The 16,542-nt window shown below is 69.9% G+C and carries 19 protein-coding genes; 9 read left to right on the forward strand and 10 right to left on the reverse strand.

Translation table 11 applies throughout. From position 1 onward, the window contains the following. Positions 1-50: 50 nt before the first annotated feature. The 5 genes from NYP07_RS17205 to NYP07_RS17225 all read right to left on the reverse strand — a co-directional run bounded on the left by NYP07_RS17205 (position 51) and on the right by NYP07_RS17225 (position 4,746). Positions 51-926, reverse strand: coding sequence for a branched-chain amino acid ABC transporter permease (locus NYP07_RS17205; protein WP_268152609.1), 876 nt, complete (start codon positions 924-926; stop codon positions 51-53). 9 nt (positions 927-935) lie between these two features. Beyond that, positions 936-2,165, reverse strand: a complete 1,230-nt coding sequence (locus NYP07_RS17210) for an ABC transporter substrate-binding protein (protein ID WP_268152611.1) — start codon at positions 2,163-2,165, stop codon at positions 936-938. 145 nt (positions 2,166-2,310) lie between these two features. After that, the gene (locus NYP07_RS17215; RefSeq protein WP_268152613.1) at positions 2,311-3,519 is read right to left on the reverse strand and encodes an aminotransferase-like domain-containing protein; all 1,209 of its coding nucleotides are present in this window, start codon (positions 3,517-3,519) and stop codon (positions 2,311-2,313) included. Between the two features lie 33 nt (positions 3,520-3,552). Further along, entirely contained in the window at positions 3,553-3,816 is a 264-nt protein-coding gene (locus tag NYP07_RS17220; protein ID WP_268152615.1) for a DUF2917 domain-containing protein, read from the reverse strand. A gap of 15 nt (positions 3,817-3,831) precedes the next feature. After that, positions 3,832-4,746, reverse strand: a complete 915-nt coding sequence (locus NYP07_RS17225; RefSeq protein ID WP_268152617.1) for a DMT family transporter — start codon at positions 4,744-4,746, stop codon at positions 3,832-3,834. 73 nt (positions 4,747-4,819) lie between these two features. Here NYP07_RS17225 and NYP07_RS17230 point away from each other — a divergent pair, with 73 nt between their 5' ends. From NYP07_RS17230 to NYP07_RS17270, 9 genes are all read left to right on the forward strand, one after another. Further along, on the forward strand, positions 4,820-6,262 hold the full coding sequence (locus tag NYP07_RS17230; protein WP_268152619.1) for an aminotransferase-like domain-containing protein: 1,443 nt from the start codon (positions 4,820-4,822) through the stop codon (positions 6,260-6,262). A 91-nt stretch (positions 6,263-6,353) separates the two neighbouring features. Then, positions 6,354-7,064, forward strand: coding sequence for a PEP-CTERM sorting domain-containing protein (locus tag NYP07_RS17235; protein ID WP_268152621.1), 711 nt, complete (start codon positions 6,354-6,356; stop codon positions 7,062-7,064). Next, positions 7,057-7,341 (forward strand): DUF6916 family protein, encoded by a 285-nt coding sequence (locus NYP07_RS17240; protein WP_268152623.1) that lies wholly within the window; start codon positions 7,057-7,059, stop codon positions 7,339-7,341. The genes NYP07_RS17235 and NYP07_RS17240 overlap by 8 nt, the downstream gene beginning before the upstream one ends. An 11-nt stretch (positions 7,342-7,352) precedes the next feature. Then, positions 7,353-7,862, forward strand: coding sequence for a phage tail protein (locus tag NYP07_RS17245; RefSeq protein WP_268152625.1), 510 nt, complete (start codon positions 7,353-7,355; stop codon positions 7,860-7,862). Between the two features lie 14 nt (positions 7,863-7,876). Then, complete coding sequence (locus NYP07_RS17250) at positions 7,877-8,377, forward strand: phage tail protein (RefSeq protein WP_268152627.1); 501 nt, start codon at positions 7,877-7,879, stop codon at positions 8,375-8,377. Between the two features lie 10 nt (positions 8,378-8,387). Beyond that, positions 8,388-8,909 carry a phage tail protein gene (locus NYP07_RS17255; protein ID WP_268152629.1) on the forward strand — a complete coding sequence of 174 codons (522 nt, stop codon included), beginning with the start codon at positions 8,388-8,390 and terminating at the stop codon, positions 8,907-8,909. Between the two features lie 10 nt (positions 8,910-8,919). After that, on the forward strand, positions 8,920-9,423 hold the full coding sequence (locus NYP07_RS17260) for a GNAT family N-acetyltransferase (RefSeq protein ID WP_268152631.1): 504 nt from the start codon (positions 8,920-8,922) through the stop codon (positions 9,421-9,423). Further along, positions 9,420-9,782 carry a DUF6916 family protein gene (locus NYP07_RS17265; RefSeq protein ID WP_268152633.1) on the forward strand — a complete coding sequence of 121 codons (363 nt, stop codon included), beginning with the start codon at positions 9,420-9,422 and terminating at the stop codon, positions 9,780-9,782. Before NYP07_RS17260 ends, NYP07_RS17265 begins: the two co-directional genes overlap by 4 nt. Before the next feature lie 143 nt (positions 9,783-9,925). Next, complete coding sequence (locus NYP07_RS17270; protein ID WP_268152635.1) at positions 9,926-10,522, forward strand: response regulator; 597 nt, start codon at positions 9,926-9,928, stop codon at positions 10,520-10,522. 22 nt (positions 10,523-10,544) lie between these two features. Here the strand turns inward: NYP07_RS17270 and NYP07_RS17275 are convergent, their stop codons facing one another. The 5 genes from NYP07_RS17275 to hpf all read right to left on the reverse strand — a co-directional run bounded on the left by NYP07_RS17275 (position 10,545) and on the right by hpf (position 16,057). Further along, positions 10,545-12,416, reverse strand: a complete 1,872-nt coding sequence (locus NYP07_RS17275; protein ID WP_268152637.1) for an ATP-binding cassette domain-containing protein — start codon at positions 12,414-12,416, stop codon at positions 10,545-10,547. Positions 12,417-12,609: 193 nt separating this feature from the next. After that, positions 12,610-14,025, reverse strand: coding sequence for a nicotinate phosphoribosyltransferase (locus NYP07_RS17280; protein WP_268152639.1), 1,416 nt, complete (start codon positions 14,023-14,025; stop codon positions 12,610-12,612). Next, complete coding sequence (gene hprK / locus NYP07_RS17285) at positions 14,022-14,978, reverse strand: HPr(Ser) kinase/phosphatase (RefSeq protein WP_268152641.1); 957 nt, start codon at positions 14,976-14,978, stop codon at positions 14,022-14,024. Before hprK ends, NYP07_RS17280 begins: the two co-directional genes overlap by 4 nt. Positions 14,979-14,991: 13 nt before the next feature. Continuing rightward, positions 14,992-15,462: a PTS IIA-like nitrogen regulatory protein PtsN gene (ptsN, locus tag NYP07_RS17290; RefSeq protein WP_268152643.1), complete on the reverse strand. Its 471-nt coding sequence runs from the start codon at positions 15,460-15,462 to the stop codon at positions 14,992-14,994. Positions 15,463-15,715: 253 nt separating this feature from the next. Further along, the gene (hpf, locus tag NYP07_RS17295) at positions 15,716-16,057 is read right to left on the reverse strand and encodes a ribosome hibernation-promoting factor, HPF/YfiA family (protein ID WP_268152645.1); all 342 of its coding nucleotides are present in this window, start codon (positions 16,055-16,057) and stop codon (positions 15,716-15,718) included. Between the last annotated feature and the right edge of the window lie 485 nt (positions 16,058-16,542).

Raw genomic sequence — 16,542 nt, forward strand, 5'->3', positions numbered from 1 at the left:
GTTGAGGACGGAGCTTTTCGCTTCGCTCAAAGGTCCATCCCGCAACATCATCAAACTTTCTTGATGGCGGTCTTGCCGAACAGGCCCGCGGGTTTCACGGCCAGCACGATCAGCAGCAGCACGAGGCCGGGCACGTCCTTGTAGCCGGTGGAGAGGTAGAAGCCCGTCGTCGTCTCGGCCACGCCGAGGATGATGCCGCCCACGACGATGCCCATGCCCGAGGTCAGGCCGCCGATGATGGCGACGGCGAAGGCCTTGAGCCCGAGCACGGCGCCCATGGTCGCGCCGGTCAGCGTCAGCGGCGCGATCAGCACGCCGGCAAACGCCGCCGTCAGCGACGACAGCGCGTAGCTGAAGGTGATGACGAGGCCGGTGTTGATGCCCATCAGCTTGGCGGCGTCGCGGTCGTTGAAGGTGGCCACCACCGCCTTGCCGTAGATGCTCCTGCGGTTGAAGACCTCGACGGCCAGCATCATGCCGACCGCGCCGACGATGACCAGCAACTCCATCGGCAGCACATTGGCGCCGAGAATCTTCATCGGCGCCTCGGGCAGCGGCGACGGGAAGCGCAGGTCGTCGCGCCCCCAGACGTTCTCGGCCACGTTCTTGAAGATGATGCCCAGCGCGATGGTGGACATGATCCAGCCGAACTCGCTCTTCATCTTGATGGCCGGCCGCACGCCGATGCGCTCGACCACCGCGCCTTGCAGCGCGCCGAACAGGCAGACCAGGGGCAGCATCAGCCAGTAGTTCAGGCCCCAGCCGACCAGGCTGAGGCCGACCAGCGCGCCAAGCATCAGCGCCTCGCCCTGGCCGAAGTTCAGCGTGTCGCTGGTCGCGAACGTGAGCTGGTAGCCGAAGGCGATGACGGCATAGATCATGCCCAGCGCGATGCCGCTGAACACGAGCTGGGTCAATATCTGCATGGCCGTTCTTTACTGGCGCTTTTTCTGCTCGAGGGCCCCCTTGGCGTTCGCGTCCTTCACGCGCACCTCGGAGGCCTTCTTGAAGTCGTCGGGGTAGGCGTAGACGACGCGCTGGCCCTTGACCTCGCCCATGACCGGGATGTTGGCCGTGATGGCCTCGTGGTCGCGGGCGGAGAAGGGCTTGTTGTAGGTCGTCACGACGCCGTCCACCGGCGTCTTCAGGTCTTCCAGCGCGGCCTTGATCCTGGGGCCTTCGGTGGAGCCGGCCTGCCTTATGGCCGCGGCCAGCAGGTAGATGGAGTCATAGCCCTGGGCCGCCGACACCGGCGACTCGATGCGCGAGTTCTTGGGGTTGAAGGTCTTCAGGTAGTTGATGATGAAGCTCTGGCGCTTCGGGGTGGTGGGCTCCTGGATGAAGGTCTGCGGCATGCGCGCGCCCTCGCCGCCGGGGCCGGCGTTGTCGATGTAGTTGGCCATGGACAGGGTCCAGCTGCCGATCATCGGCACCTTCCAGCCGAGCTTGGTCATGCCGTTGGCGATCTGGGCCAGCTCGGGGCCGATGCCATAGGTCAGCACGGCCTCGGCGCCGGCCTCCTTGGCCTTCAGCAGCTGGGCCGTCATGTCGACGTCCTTGATGTTGAACTTCTCGACGGCCACCGGCGTGACGCCCTTGAGCTTGAGCGCGGCCTCCAGGTCGGCGCGGCCGAGCTGGCCATAGTTGGTGCTGTCGGCCAGGATGGCGACCTTCCTGAAGCCGCGCCTGGCGATGGCCTCCTCGACGATCATCGGCGCCTGGATGCTGTCGTGGGCCGAGTTGCGGAAGATGTAGTTCTCGGGCTTGTCGTCGAACTGCTTGGTGATGATGGAGCCGGTGGCCACGTTGTTCATCACCGGGATCCTGGCGTCCTGGTAGAAGCGCTGCGAGGCCAGGGCCACGCCGGTGTTGATGTAGCCGACGGTGGCGGCCACCCTTTCCTTGTTGATGAGCTCCTGGGCGATCTGCACGCCGCGCTCGTTCTTGGCCTCGTCGTCGCGCTCGACGAGCTGGATCTGGCGGCCCAGCACGCCGCCGGCCTTGTTGATCTCGTCGGCCGCGAGGCGCACGCCGTCGCGCATGCTGACGCCCATCGACGAAGACCCGCCGGTGAAAGGCCCCGCCACGCCGATCTTGATCGGCTCCGCGGCTTGCGCCCCCCATGCCATCGCCGCCAGGGCCGCTGCGGTCAAGATCTGCTTCATCGTTGCCTCGTCTCCGTTATGCAATCCACCCCGGCGACTTTGCCGGGGGCCATGCATACGATGCCAGAGCGGCGACGAATTGGGGATATGGAAACCCGGGAGGCGGATCGAGGCGCGGGCTTCAGCTCTCTGTCAGGCTCGGCGATTAAGGCGCCGGTTCGGCCGCCACCTCCAGCGCCTCGTGCAGCAGCCGCCCCAGCTTCTCGACGCCCTCGGCGATCAGCGCCGGCGTCAGCGTGACGAAGCTCAGCCGCAGCGCGCGCGCATCCGGCTGGTGCGCATAGAAGGCCGCGCCTGGCACGTAGGCGATGCCGGCGTCGACCGCGCGCGGCAGCAGGGCCATCGCGTCCAGGCCCGCGGGCAGGCGCAGCCAGAAGAACATGCCGCCCTCGGGCGACTGCCACTCGCAGCCCGGCGGCAGGTGCTCGCGCAGCGCGGCGGCCATCGCGTCGCGGTTGGCCTTGTAGCGGGCGCGGATGGACGGGATGTGGCGGTCCAGGAAGCCGTCGCGGATGACCTCGTGGACGACGCGCTGGTTGAAGCCCGGCGTGTGCAGGTCGGCGGCCTGCTTGGCCTGCAGCAGCTTCGGGAAGAGCTCGGCCGGCGCGATCAGGTAGCCGAGGCGAAAGCCCGGCGTCAGCACCTTGGAGAAGGAGCCCAGGTAGAGCGAGCCCTCGGGCCAGAGGCTGGACAGCGAATCGGGCGGCGGCTGGTCGAACCAGAGGTCGCCATAGGGGTTGTCCTCGACGATGGGCACGCCGGCCCGGCGCGCCGCGTCGACGAGCTCGGCACGGCGGGGCGCGCTCATCACGCGGCCGGTCGGGTTCTGGTAGTTGGGCAGCAGATAGGCGAAACGCGTGCCCGGCGCATCGTGCGGCAGCGCCGCCAGCGCCTCGGGGCGCGGCCCCTCGTCGTCGCCGGCCAGGCTGGCGTAGATGGGCTCGTAGGGCGTGAAGGCCTGCAGCGCGCCGAGGTAGGTCGGCGTCTCGACGGCCACCGGCGCGCCGGCATCGCACAGCACCTTGGCCGCAAGGTCCAGGCCCTGCTGCGAGCCGCTGGTGACCAGCACCTGCTCGGGCCTGACGTGCATGCCCAGCGCCGCGACGCGCCCGGCCACCCACTCGCGCAGCGGCGCGAAGCCCTCGCTGGCGGCGTACTGCAGGGCCTCGCGCGGCGCCTGGGTCAGCACGCGGTCGCAGGCCGCCTTCAGTTCGGCGACCGGGAAGGTGTCGGCCGACGGCAACCCGCCGGCCATGGACAGGATGCCGGGCTTCTCGGTGACCTTGAGGATCTCCCGGATGATCGACGGGTTCATCCGCGCAGCGCGGCGGGCTTGGGTCCAGACGGTGCTCATGGTGGAGTTACATGGAATTTCAAAGGGCTCAGCCTAGCATCCAGTCGACCGCGGCACGCGCGGCGATGCGGCGGGCTGCAGCAGCTGGAAGGCAGCCTCGGGCCAGGCCTCGACGACGGCCGGCCGGCCGCCGGCCAGCGTCAGGCCCTCGCCGGCGCGCAGCCAGTGGTCGTCCAGCTGGCCGGCCAGCGTGACCCACAGCCGGCCCTGGGTCACGACCAGGCGGCGCGGCCCGCGCGCGGCGGCCAGCGTCAGCGCCTGGCCGGGCGCGAGCCGGGTCGTGAATCGGTCATCCATCGCACATCTCCTGCATCAATTCACCGGCTGGCGCTTGCCCAGCCAGACCACCGCCAGCACCGCGGCGGCGAAGACGACGGTCATCGCGTCCAGCTTCTCGCCCAGCAGCGGCACGGCGAACAGCATGGACAGGAAGGGCTGCAGCACCTGCACCTGGCTGACGCGCAGCGTGCCGCCCAGCGCCAGGCCGCGATACCAGGCGAAGAAGCCGATCCACATCGAGACCAGCGACACATAGGCGAAGCCGGCCCAGGCCGAGGGCGCGACCGGCGCGGTCGGCCGGGTCCACAGCGCCAGCGGCAGCGTGATGGGCAGGCTGATGACCAGCACCCAGCAGATGACCTGCTCGGCGCTGAACCCCCGGGACAGCCGCGCGCCGCCGACATAACCCGCCGAAGCGCAGACCACGGCGCCCAGCAGCAGCCCGTCGGCCATCTCCAGCCCGCCCGCGCCGCGCCAGGCCGCAAAGCCGACGACCAGGGCCAGGCCCGCGAACGCGCAGGCCCAGAAGCCGCGGCTCGGCCGCTGGCGCAGCACCAGCGCGGCGATGACGGCCGTGGCCAGCGGCAGCACGCCGGACACGACGGCCGCATGCACGGCATCCACATGCCGCACGGCCAGGCCCGACAGCAGCGGCCAGCCGAAGACCACGCCGCCCGCCGTCAGCGCCAGCAGCCGCCACTCCGGCCCGCGCGGCCGGCGTGCGCCGGTGGCGGCGAGGTAGGCGACGGACAGCAGCCCCGCCACGGCCGCGCGGCCGAAGGCGACGAAGGCCGGGTCCAGCTGCGGCGCCTGCACGCTGCCGCCGGCCAGGCGCGTCATCGGGATGCTGAGCGCGAACATGACGACGCCGGCGATGCCGAGCAGCAGGCCTCGCGCCGCGTCGGAGGCACTGGTGGTTGGGATCGCCGATGTGGAAAGTCCTGGCATGGGCTCAGTCTAGGCACAGCAACCGATACAGAACCAGTACAGTCGGCCGGTTCGGCCACGCTTCTGTATTGCCATGCCCACCGCTACACATCCGCCGCTGCAGCGCGGCGCCAGCCAGCCCCTGGCGGGCCAACTGGCCGAGCGCTATGCCCAGCGCATCCGCGAACGCCTGCTGCTGCCGGGCGCCCGCCTGCCCTCGGTGCGCGACTGCGCGCGCCAGCACGGCGTCAGCCCGCACACGGTCGTCGCCGCCTACGACCAGCTGCAGGCCGCCGGCCTGCTGGAGGCGCGCCGCCAGCGCGGCTTCTTCGTGCGCGAGACGCGGCCCGCGGCGGCCACGCGCCTGCCCCACGCTGCGGCCGCGGCCGCGCCGCGCCAGGCGCCGATGGACGCCACCGCGCTGATCCGCGGCATGTTCGAGGCCGACGCGGCGCGCTCCCCGGGCCTGGGCACGCTGCCGGCCGACTGGCTGGACCCGGCGCTGCTGCAGTCCGCGCTGCGCCGGCTGCACGATGCGCAGGCCCACGCCGTGCAGCTCAGCTACGGTGACCCCAGCGGCGACGAGCGCCTGCGCAACGCCCTCGGCCAGCGCCTGGCCGACCTGGGCATCCACGCCGGGCCGGCCCAGATCCTGACGACCAACGGCGCCACGCATGCGCTGGACCTCATCATCCGCAGCCAGCTGCAGCCGGGCGACGCCGTCCTCGTCGACGACCCCGGCTGGGCCATCATGTTCGCGCGGCTGACGCAGGCCGGCATCCGCCTGCTGCCCGTGCCGCGCGGCGCGCGCGGGCCGGACCTGGACGTGCTCGCCGCGCTGGCCGCCCAGCATGGGCCGCGCGCCTACCTGACCGTGTCGGTGCTGCACAACCCGACCGGCCACAGCCTCGACCTGGCCGGCGCCCACCGCCTGCTGCGCCTGGCCGACGAGCACGATTTCTTCATCGTCGAGGACGACAGCTACGGCTTCCTCGCGTCCGAGCATGCGCCGCGCCTGGCGGCCCTGGACGGCCTGCGCCGCGTGACCTATGTGAGCGGCTTCTCCAAGGTGCTGACGCCGGCCTGGCGCGTGGGCTATCTGGCCACCGCGCCCGAGCGGCTGCGCGCGCTGACCGACACCAAGCTGCTCGACGGCCTGACCAGCTCGCCCGTGCTGGAGCGCGCCGTCGCGCTGTGCCTGGAGCAGGGCCGGCTGCGCCGCCACGCGCAGCGCCTGCGCGAGCGCCTCGCCACTGCGCGACAGCGCGTGGCGTCCCTGGCCACCAGGCAGGGCTTCAGCTGGGCCGCGCCGCCCGACGGCCTGTTCGGCTGGCTGAACGTCGGCGTCGACACCGAGCGCCTGGCCCAGCCCCTGCTCGACGCCGGCTGGCTGACCGCGCCCGGCGCCCTCTTCAGCGCCACGCGCCGCCCCGGCCCGCTGATGCGCATCAACATGGCGACCTCGCTGGACCCGGCCTTCTGGCGCGCGCTGCGCGCGTGCGTGGACGACCTCCGCGGCCGCGCGACAACCCCCTAGTTTCTTCCCCCCGCGTTCGCGGGGCAGGCCCCTAGCGCCCGAGGCCGGCCGCGAGTCAACTTGCGGCTCGGTTCACGCCAGGGAGGGTTTCATGCGACTTGCTTCGTCCCCCGTCCGCAGCCTGATCGGTGCCGCTCTCGGCACGCTGCTCGCGCTGTCGTCGATGTCGGCCCGGGCCAATTTCGTCAGCGACATCACCGTCAAGCTGATCGCGCCCGGTGGCGTCCTGGGCGACCCGACGGCAACGCCAATCAGCGTGTCCCAGCTCGTCACCACGGCCAATCTCGGCACCGGCATCCAGTCCGTGGTTCATGGCGGCAGCGGGGCCGTCAGCAATTTTCTGGCGGACAACGAGTTTGTCTCCTTCAGCGGCGACTCCATCCACGTGAGCAGCTACTCCGGCACCACCGTCTTCACCACCGGCTACCTCGGTCTCGGCGGCGAGCATGCGCGCTACGAGTTCGACGCCCTCAGCATCGCCGGCAAGATCATCACCGGCTTCACCGTCTATGCCTTCGACGATTTCCTGACCAGCGGCTTCAGCGGCCTGGCCAGCCCGTTGCCGGCGTCCGGCCTCGTTAACCTCATCGACCCGCACACGGTCAGCCTCGACCTCGACAACATCGTGTTCAAGGACCGAGGCACGGGTTCGGGCGCTGCGCATGCCGACTTCCGCATCGACCTCATCACGCGAGACGCCAGCACGGGCCCTGGCGGTGGCAACAACCTGCCTGAGCCGGCCACGCTGGCGCTATTCGCCATCGCTGCCCTGGGCGCCGGCGCGGCGCGGCGCCGTGCCTGAAGCCGCCTTCACGCTGGCGCGCTTCGCGCCGCTGGTGGGCAGCCGCTTCACGCTGCGACTGGACGATGCGGCCGAACTGCCGGCCCAGCTCATCGACGCCAGTGCCGGCCGCGGCGGCGCGCAGTCCTTCAGCCTGACCTTCGAGGCCGCGGCCGAGCCGGCACTGCCGCAGCGCATCTACCGGCTCGAGCACCCGCAGCTCGACGCGATGGACCTCTTCCTGGTGCCTGTGGCCCGCACGGCCGCCGGCCTGCATTACGAAGCCGTGTTCGGCTAGGAGACACCGCCATGTCTGAACCCTTCCTCGGCGAACTCAAGCTCGCGAGCTTCAACTTCCCGCCCAAGGGCTGGGCGCTGTGCAACGGCCAGCTCCTGCCCATCAACCAGAACCAGGCGCTGTTCTCGCTGCTGGGCACCACCTATGGCGGCGACGGCATGAGAACCTTCTCGCTGCCCGACCTGCAGGGCCGGGCGCCGCTGCACCGCGGCAACGGCGTCGTGCTGGGCCAGAAAGCCGGCGCCGAAACCGTGACGCTGAACAGCAGCCAGTTGCCGACGCACACGCACACGCTGACGGCCAGCGCCGACATCGCCAATGCCAGCGTGCCGGGCGGCGCGCTGCCGGCTGCAAAACCGCGTGGCGGCATGAACCGCTACGCGCCGGTCGGCAATGACACGGTGATGGGCAGCAGTTCACTGACCTCGATCGGCGGCAGCCAGCCCCACCAGAACATGCAGCCCTACACCGTGCTGATGTGGATCATCGCGCTGCAAGGCATCTTCCCCAGCCAGAACTGAACGAGGAGACCGCGATGTCCAGCCCCTACGTTGGCGAGATCCGCCTCTTTGCCGGCAACTTCGCGCCCGTCGGGTGGGCGTTCTGCCAGGGCCAGTTGCTGGCCATCTCAGAAAACCCGACGCTGTTCCAGCTGGTCGGCACGACCTATGGCGGGGATGGCCAATCCAATTTCGCGCTGCCGAACCTGGCCGGCCGCATCCCGGTGCATATGGGCCAGGGCCACGTCATCGGCGAGAAGGGGGGCTCAGAGACCGTCACGCTGACATCCGGCCAGACCCCACAGCACACGCATGCCATGCTCGCCAGCTCGGCCGCCGCCATCGGCACTTCGCCCGGCGGCGCCCTGCTCGCGACCACCAGCTTCGCCAGCTACGACACCGCGGCCGCGTCGACGCCGATGGCCGCGGTCGGCGTCGGCATGGCCGGCGGCTCGCAGCCCCACGACAACATGGCGCCGACGGTGGCGGTGAGCTACATCATTTCGCTGTTCGGCATCTTCCCGTCCCAGTCCTGAGGAGCGCGACATGTCCAACCCCTTTCTCGCCGAGATTCGCGTCCTGCCGTTCAATTTCGCGCCCAAGGGCTGGGCCGCCTGCGATGGACAGCTGATGCCGATCAGCCAGAACACCGCGCTGTTCTCGCTGCTGGGCACCACCTACGGCGGCAATGGCACGTCCAACTTCGCGCTGCCCAACTTGGGCGGCTCTTTCGCGATGGGCGCGGGACAGGGTGCAGGCCTGAGCCAGAGATTCCTTGGCGAGGTCGACGGCGAGGCCACGGTGTCGCTGCTGGCTTCCGAGATGCCCGTCCACACCCATGGCCTGATGGCCGGCCTCACGCCGGCATCGACGAGCCCGGCCGGCAATGTGATGGCCCCGACGGCCAACGGCGGCGGCAATGTTTACCACGCGCCGGGGCCGACGACGCTCATGGCGGGCACCGCCATCAGCCCCGCCGGCGGTAGCCAGCCGCACGAGAACCGCCAGCCCTATCTCAGCCTGAACTTCTGCATCGCGCTGCAGGGCGTATACCCGGCGCGCAGCTGAGCCCACCCCCATGGACGACTGCCGCTTGCGCGTCGCGACGCCGGCCGACGAGGCCTGGCAGCTCGCCATCTACGCCGGCACGCGCGCCGACGAACTGGCGCTGACCGGCTGGCCGGCCGAGCAGTGCGAACGCTTCGTCGCGATGCAGCATCGCGCCCAGCAGCAGCACTACCGGCAGCATTTCCCGCGGGCGGTCTGCCAGCTCATCCTCGCGGGCGACGGCGAAGTGGCCGGCCGGCTCTGGGTCGACCGCCGGCCCGAAGCCCTGCATGTGCTCGACATCGCGCTGCTGCCCGCCTGGCGCGGGCGCGGCATCGGCACGCGCTGCCTGCAGGCGCTGGCGCGCGAGGCCGACGGGCGCCGCCAGTCTCTGGGCATCCACGTCGAGATCCACAACCCCGCCCGGCGGCTCTACGAGCGGCTGGGCTTCGTCGCCGATGGCGAGCCCGAAGGCCTGCACCAGGCCATGCGCCGGCCCGCCCGCCGCCCCACCACCGAGGAGTGCCCGCCATGATCAACAAGCGCGATTTCCTGAAGGGCGGCGCCACCGCCATCGTTGCCGGTGCCGGCACCCCTGCCGCGCTGGCCGGCGTGCGCCCCAGCCTGGGCGAGCAGGCCGGGCTGGCGAGCTGGCAGGCCCATGTCGGCCAGCGCTTCGAGGTCGACGGGCATGCCGTCACGCTGCGGGCGGCCACGCCCCGGCCCGGCCCTCAGGCCGGCGAGCAGTTCAGCCTGAGCTTTGCCGGCCCGTTGCCCGCGGGCCTGGGCGACGCGCTGCTCACGCTCACGCGGGAAGGCGGCCCTGCCCAGACGCTCTACCTGGCGCGCACGCCGTCGGGCCTGCGCGCCGATTTCTGCCGCCTGCAAGGCTGACGGCCCGGCCCCGCACGCGCGGAGCCGACGAAAAATTTCTCGCTCGACAGGGGTTCGCTCCGGGGCCGGCAGATGGCTGCCGGCACAATCCGTCGCCTGGCGCCGCCGCAGCCGCAGCGCCCGATGCGGACATGAGCGACCCCTTGAAATTTCTCGTTGTAGACGCGCTGGCGGGTGTGCAGGCCTTCGCGCGCCAGCTGCTGCACAGCCACGGCTTCGCCGCCGACAGCATCCTGTGCTGCGCCGATACCGAGGCCGCGCTGGCCCAGGGCTTGGCCTTCAAGCCCCATTTCCTGATCACCGACTGGTTCCCGAAGGCGCCGCTGACCGGCCTCCAGCTCTACCAGCGCCTGCGCGAAGTCCAGCCGGCCCTGCAGCTGTCGCTGCTGAGCTTCGAGGTCGCACCCGAGCACGGGTTCGAGGCCCAGGCCCTCGGCGCCCATTTCCTGCTGAAGAAGCCCTTCACGGCCGAACAGCTGCAGGCCGAGATGACGCGGGCGCTGGAGACCATGGCCAAGCAGTCGCCCGGCCTGCACGGCCGGGTGCGCGACGCCAGGCCCGCGCCGCGGCCGGTGCTGCCCGCCCTGCCGCCCCAGCCGGTCGTCAAGCCGGGCGACAGGGTCCGCTACCAGGGCGCCGTCCATGTGGCCCAGTACGTCGTGCACCGCCATGGCGAGACGGTCGTCCAGCTCAAGGGGCAGACGGCCTTCGTGCCGCTCGAGAAGCTGCAGCCTGCCTGAGGGCTCCAGGCTGGCGGCGCGTTCACCTGGACTCCAGCACTTCCCAGCGCTCCATCAGCGCCAGCAGCTCGGCGTCGATGTCCGCGGCGCGGTCGGTCACTTCGGCAATGCGCTTGGCGCCCTGCGTGTAGAGCTCGCTGCCGGCAATCAGCGCATTCAGCTGGGTCTGCTCGGCCTCCAGCGCGGCGATCTGCTTCGGGATCTCGTCCAGCTCGCGCTGCTCCTTGTAGCTGAGCTTGCGCTTGGTCGCGACCACCGGGGCCGGCTCGGGCGCGGGCGGCGGCGTGGGTGCGGCGGCCGGCGCGGCCTTGGCCTGCAGCGCAACGGCACGCCTGGACTGCGTCAGCCAGTCCTGCACGCTGCCCTCGTACTCGCGCCAGCGCGCATCGCCTTCGTAGACGATGGTGGACGTGACGACGTTGTCCAGGAAGCGGCGGTCGTGGCTGACGAGGAAGACCGTGCCGTCGTAGTCGGCCAGCAGTTCCTCCAGCAGTTCCAGCGTCTCGATGTCGAGGTCGTTGGTCGGCTCGTCCAGCACCAGAACATTGGCCGGCCGCGCGAACAGGCGGGCCAGCAGCAGGCGGTTGCGCTCGCCCCCGGACAGCGTGCGCACCGGCGAGTTGGCGCGCGCCGGCGAGAACAGGAAGTCGCCGAGGTAGCTCTTGACGTGCTTCTTCTGCGTGCCGATCTCGATCCACTCCGAGCCGGGGCTGATGGTGTCGGCCAGCGTCGCGTCGAGGTTCAGCGTGTCGCGCATCTGGTCGAAGTAGGCCACCGTCAACCGCGAGCCCAGGCGCACCGTGCCGCTGTCGGGTGGCAGCTCGCCGAGGATCATCTTCAAGAGCGTCGTCTTGCCCGCGCCGTTGGGGCCGATCAGGCCCACCTTGTCGCCGCGCAGGATGGTGCTGGTGAAGCCGCGCACGATGGCGCGCTCGCCGTAGCTCTTGGACACGTCCTCCAGCTCGGCCACGATCTTGCCGCTGGCACTGCCGGTATCGATGTCCAGCCTCACCTTGCCCTGCACGTCGCGTCGTGCCGCATGCTGCAGACGCATCTCCTGCAAGCGCTGCACGCGGGCGACGGAACGCGTGCGCCGCGCTTCCACGCCCTTGCGGATCCACACCTCTTCCTGCGCCAGCAGCTTGTCGAAGCGTGCATTGGCCAGCGCCTCGTTCTCCAGCTCGTAGGCCTTGGCGGCCTGGAAGGCGGCGAAGTTCCCGGGGTAGCCGCGCAGCTGGCCGCGGTCCAGCTCGACGATGCGGTTGGCCACGTTGTCCAGGAAGGCGCGGTCGTGGGTGATGAGCAGCAGCGAACCCTTGAAGTCGTTCAGCAGGCCTTCCAGCCAGGTGATGGCGTCCAGGTCCAGGTGGTTGGTGGGCTCATCCAGCAGCAGCACATCGGGCTGGGCCACCAGCGCGCGGCCCAGGGCCACGCGCTTCTTCAGGCCGCCGGACAGGCTGCCGACGAGGCGGCTGCCATCGAGGCCCAGGCGGTGCAGCGTCTCGTCGACGCGCTGCTCCCAGTTCCACGCGCCGATGTGCTCGATGCGCTCCTGCACCCAGGCCAGATCGTCGTTCTCGTCGTGGCGCTCGTAGCGTTCGCGCAGGGCCTTGGCCTCGGCCACGCCCTCGCTCACCGACTCGAAGATGGTCGCGTCAGCACGCAACTCGGGCTCCTGCGGCACATAGACGTTGGTGAGGCCCTGCTGTTGCTGCAGCAGGCCGTCGTCGAGCTTTTCGAGGCCGGCCAGGATCTTCAGCAGCGAGGACTTGCCGGTGCCATTGCGGCCGATGAGGCCGACGCGTTCGCCGGTTTCCAGCGCGAAGTTGGCGCCATCGAGCAGGGCGACGTGGCCGAAGGCGAGATGGGCGTTGGTGAGGGAGAGGACTGCCATCGCCGGATTGTCCCCCGGCCGCCCCGGGGACTCAGAGGTTGGGAGTTTTTCGGCCGTGCCCGAAAGGCGCGTCAAAACGCCCTCGATCTAGGCGCAAAGCACAGCCATAGCTCGGGCTATGGCGAGCATTTGCAACGACGAGCGGGGGTGTTTTGGCGTGCAGGGCGGGCATGGGTGAAAGACTCTCAACCTCTTAGCCGGCCGCGCGGGCGCGGATGGCCGCGAAGCTGTCGTCGACGAGCAGGCGGCCGTCCTCGAAGACGGTGCGCATCACCTCGGTCGCACCGTCGGCCAGGGCCTGCTGGTAGCCGGGCGAGTCCAGGCGCACGGTCGCGAACGCATCGCCGCGACGCATCAGCGTCAGCCGCCCGGCCTTGCTGCGCTTGGCGGGGTCGGTGACGGGCGCCTTGAAGACATCGCGCCAGCGCCCGCCCACCTCGGCGGCCGAGGCCTTCATCGCGAAGCCCAGCGTGTCGCGGTTGACCTGCTGCAGCAGCGCGCCGCCCTGGCCGAAGGCGATGTTGTCGGCCGAGTAGCCGGCCGACTCCAGCGCGCCGAGGATGCTGGCGATGGCGGCGCGCGTGATGCCGTCGCCCTGGATGACGCGCACATGGCGCAGCACCTTGTAGCCCTTGGCGTTCAGGTCGCTGCCGAAGCTCGCGTCCAGCGCGCGCACGGTGCGCAGCACGACGCTGGTCGGGTCGCCGCTGTCGGGGCGGATGACGACGGTCGCGCCGCTGGCGATGACCTCGTCGCGCAGTGCGCCGCCCCAGAGCCTGGCGACGGCGCTGTCAAGGTCGTAGGAGTCGGACACGACGGCCAGCAGCGCGCCGGGCCTGGCGAACTGCCTGAGCATGTTGCGGTAGGCGTCCAGCTCGCCGTCGCGGCCCCAGGCCGTGATGGTGCTGTGCTCGGCCGCCGGGATGGAGAAGCCGGCCATGGGCTCGCCGTAGTAGGCGCGGGCGCCGAGCAGGGCCGACATCGTGTCCGTGCCCTGGAAGTTCACGAGGTGGGCCATGCCGCCCAGCACGGCCGACTCCAGCGAGGACACGCCGCGCGCGCCGAAGTCGTGCAGCTTGAAGGGCAGGCCGGCCGGGTCGCCGGTGCGTTCGAGCGCGTCGGCGATCAGGCGGCGCGTCGCCTGGCTGTGGCTGGCCACCGTCGTCGGGTACCAGACGCGCAGCAGCGCCGTCTCGAGGAAGCTGGTCAGCCACCAGCAGGCCGGGTCGGTGTTCTCGACGGTGACGAGGGCATGGCCCACCGGCACGACCGTGCCCTCGGGCACCGCGCGGACGCGCACCGGCAGCCGGCCGGCATGCGCGTCGACGATGTGCTGCCAGCCCTCGCGATGGAAGGGCAGGCCGTGGGCTGCGCAGACCTCGGCGGCCAGTGCCACGTCATCGCTCGTGACCGCCTGGGTGAGGTATTCCTTCAGCAGCGCCTGCAGTCCGAAGAAGACCGTGTAGGGCAGGCTGCCGCCGCGCGCCTCGATGTAGCTGAAGACCCGGGTCGTGCCGGGCGGGTATTGCAGCCAGTGGCTGGCCTTGTAGCTGTCCGTGTTGAGGACGAGCAGGCGGGCGATGTCGCCGAACGAGCTCAGCGTGTTCAATCTATGGAACCGTTGTCGATAGCACGCTGGTGGCGCTCGACGAATTCCTTGTAGGTGTCGATGCCGCGCAGCTGCAGGATGGTGTTGCGCACGGCGGCCTCGACGAGCACGGCGAGGTTGCGGCCCGCGTCGACCGCGATGACGACCTTGCGCACCGGCATGCCGAGCACGTCCTCATAGAGCGGCTCGTAGGGCAGGCGCTCGAAGTCGCGCTCCATCGTCTCCTTGCGCACGAGGTGGACGATGAGCTTGAGGCGCATCTTGCGGCGCACCGCCGTCTCGCCAAAGATGGCCTTGATGTCGAGCAGGCCGATGCCGCGCACTTCGAGCAGGTTGAGCAGCAGCTCGGGGCAGCGGCCCTCGATGGCGGTCTGCGCGATGCGGAAGAAGTCCACCGCGTCGTCGGCGACGAGGCCGTGGCCGCGCGAGATCAGCTCCAGGCCGAGCTCGCTCTTGCCCAGGCCCGATTCGCCGGTCAGCAGCACGCCCAGGCCCAGGATGTCCATGAACACGCCGTGGCGGGTCGTGCGGTTGGCGAACAGCTGGGCCAGGTAGCCGCGCACCACGTCGATGACATGGCCGGCGGATTCGGTCGTGCGGAACAGCGGGATCTCGGCGCGGTCGCACATGGCCACCAGGCGCGGCGGCGGCACGGTGTCGTCGGCGCAGATCAGCACCGGAGGCTCCAGCGTGACGATGCGCGAGATGCGGCGGTCCTGGATCTCGACGCTCTCCTGGCTGAGGTAGGCGACCTCGCGGCGGCCGACGATCTGCACCCGGTAGGGATGGATGTAGTTCAGGTAGCCGACCAGGTCGGCCGCGCTCTGCGCATCGCGCACGGCGGCCTCGTCGAAGCGGCGCTCGGGATGGGCGTGGCCGGCGATCCACTCCCAGCGCAGGGCCTCGCGGTGCTCTTCGAAGAGCCTTTCTGCACTGATCGAGGTGGGCTTCAAGAGGGGCGCCGGCTCAGGCGACGGACTTCAGCGGTTCCCAGGCCGCGATCAGCTTGTGCAGCGTCGCCGCGTCCGGCTCGGACTTGAGCTGCTCGCGCAGTTCGCGGTCGGACAGCATCTCGGCGATCTCGGACAGGATTTCCAGGTGGCGCTGCGTGGCCGCCTCGGGCACGAGCAGGAAGATCAGCAGGCCGACAGGCTCGTCGTCCGGCGCGTCGAAGGCGATGGGCTGCTGCAGGCGCAGCACGGCGGCCAGCGGGTTCTTCAGCCCCTTGACGCGGCCATGCGGGATCGCGACGCCATGGCCGAGGCCGGTCGAGCCCAGGCGCTCGCGCGCGAACAGGTTGTCGGTGACCAGCGCCCGCGCCATCTGGTGGTGGTTCTCGAACAGCAGGCCGGCATGTTCGAAGACGCGTTTCTTGCTGGACGCATCCACATTCACCAACACATTGTCGGCGGGCAGGATGGCGGCGAGACGGTTCATGGGCGGAGGCCGGTCATCGGGGGCGCCGTTGGGGCGCGGCCGGAACCGGGCGATGGGTCATCACAGAGCAGCAGATTATGGAACCCCGGGCCGTTTTGGGGTGGGCGGCAGACCCTAGGGCCGTGGAAAACGCCTCTCCAGGCCCCCGAATGCGGGTTTTTGCGGCACTGCAGCAACAACCGATTGCCATGGATTGCGCATCGCAAAAACAAAAGCGGCCCGCAGGCCGCCGTGGTGCTTGGGCCGGGCTGCCTCAGCGTGCCGGCACCTCGAGGCGCTTGGCCGAGGCGTGGTGGTGGTCCTGCACCTTGTCCTTGTGGCGGCAGACCTGGCGGTCCAGCTTGTCCATCAACTGATCAATGGCGGCATAGAGATCCTCGTGGGAGTTCTCGACGAAGATGTCGCGGCCCTTCACGTGCAGCGTCACTTCGGCGCGCTGCCGGCGTTCCTTTTCCTTTTGCTTCTCCACGGTCAGCAGGACGTTGATGTCAACGACCTGGTCGAAGTGGCGGGTCACACGGTCCAGCTTGGTAAGCACATACTCACGCAGAGCCGGCGTGACTTCGAGGTGATGGCCACTGATCGTCAGATTCATAAAGCCTCCTTTCAGAGGAAGGGTCGGGAAAACGGAAACCGGAAAAATGAGGAACGAGGGGAGGAGGAGGGAGGGTCTTTCGGGTAGCGGAGGTGGGTGGGAGTGGGGAATCGACGAGCCCAGTTTGCGCGCGAAGCGGTCGCATGACAAGGGGATGACGGTGCGGGTTTGCGGCCTTCGGGGTCTCGTTTTCGCGGCTTCTTTCACGCCCTGACGCGATGCAATAATTCCCGGCTATCACCCTCTACCCGGAATGAGAAGGCCCCTTGCCACCCGCCGGCGACGATGCATGCTGAATGGGCAATGGCCCCCTGCGCGTTTCGCGTGCACCCGCCAGTGGGGCACTGCCGATGGGCCGGACGCCAAATCGAGTAGGGTGAGGGGTCGCCCCCTCAGCCCTCTCACACCACCGGACGTGCGGGTCCGCATCCGGCGGTTCAAGTAAAACGCTGGAGTTGCTGGTGGGTATCCACCAGCGAGACCAG

The organism is Pelomonas aquatica (assembly GCF_026712205.1).
Classification (GTDB): Bacteria; Pseudomonadota; Gammaproteobacteria; order Burkholderiales; family Burkholderiaceae_C; genus Pelomonas; species Pelomonas aquatica.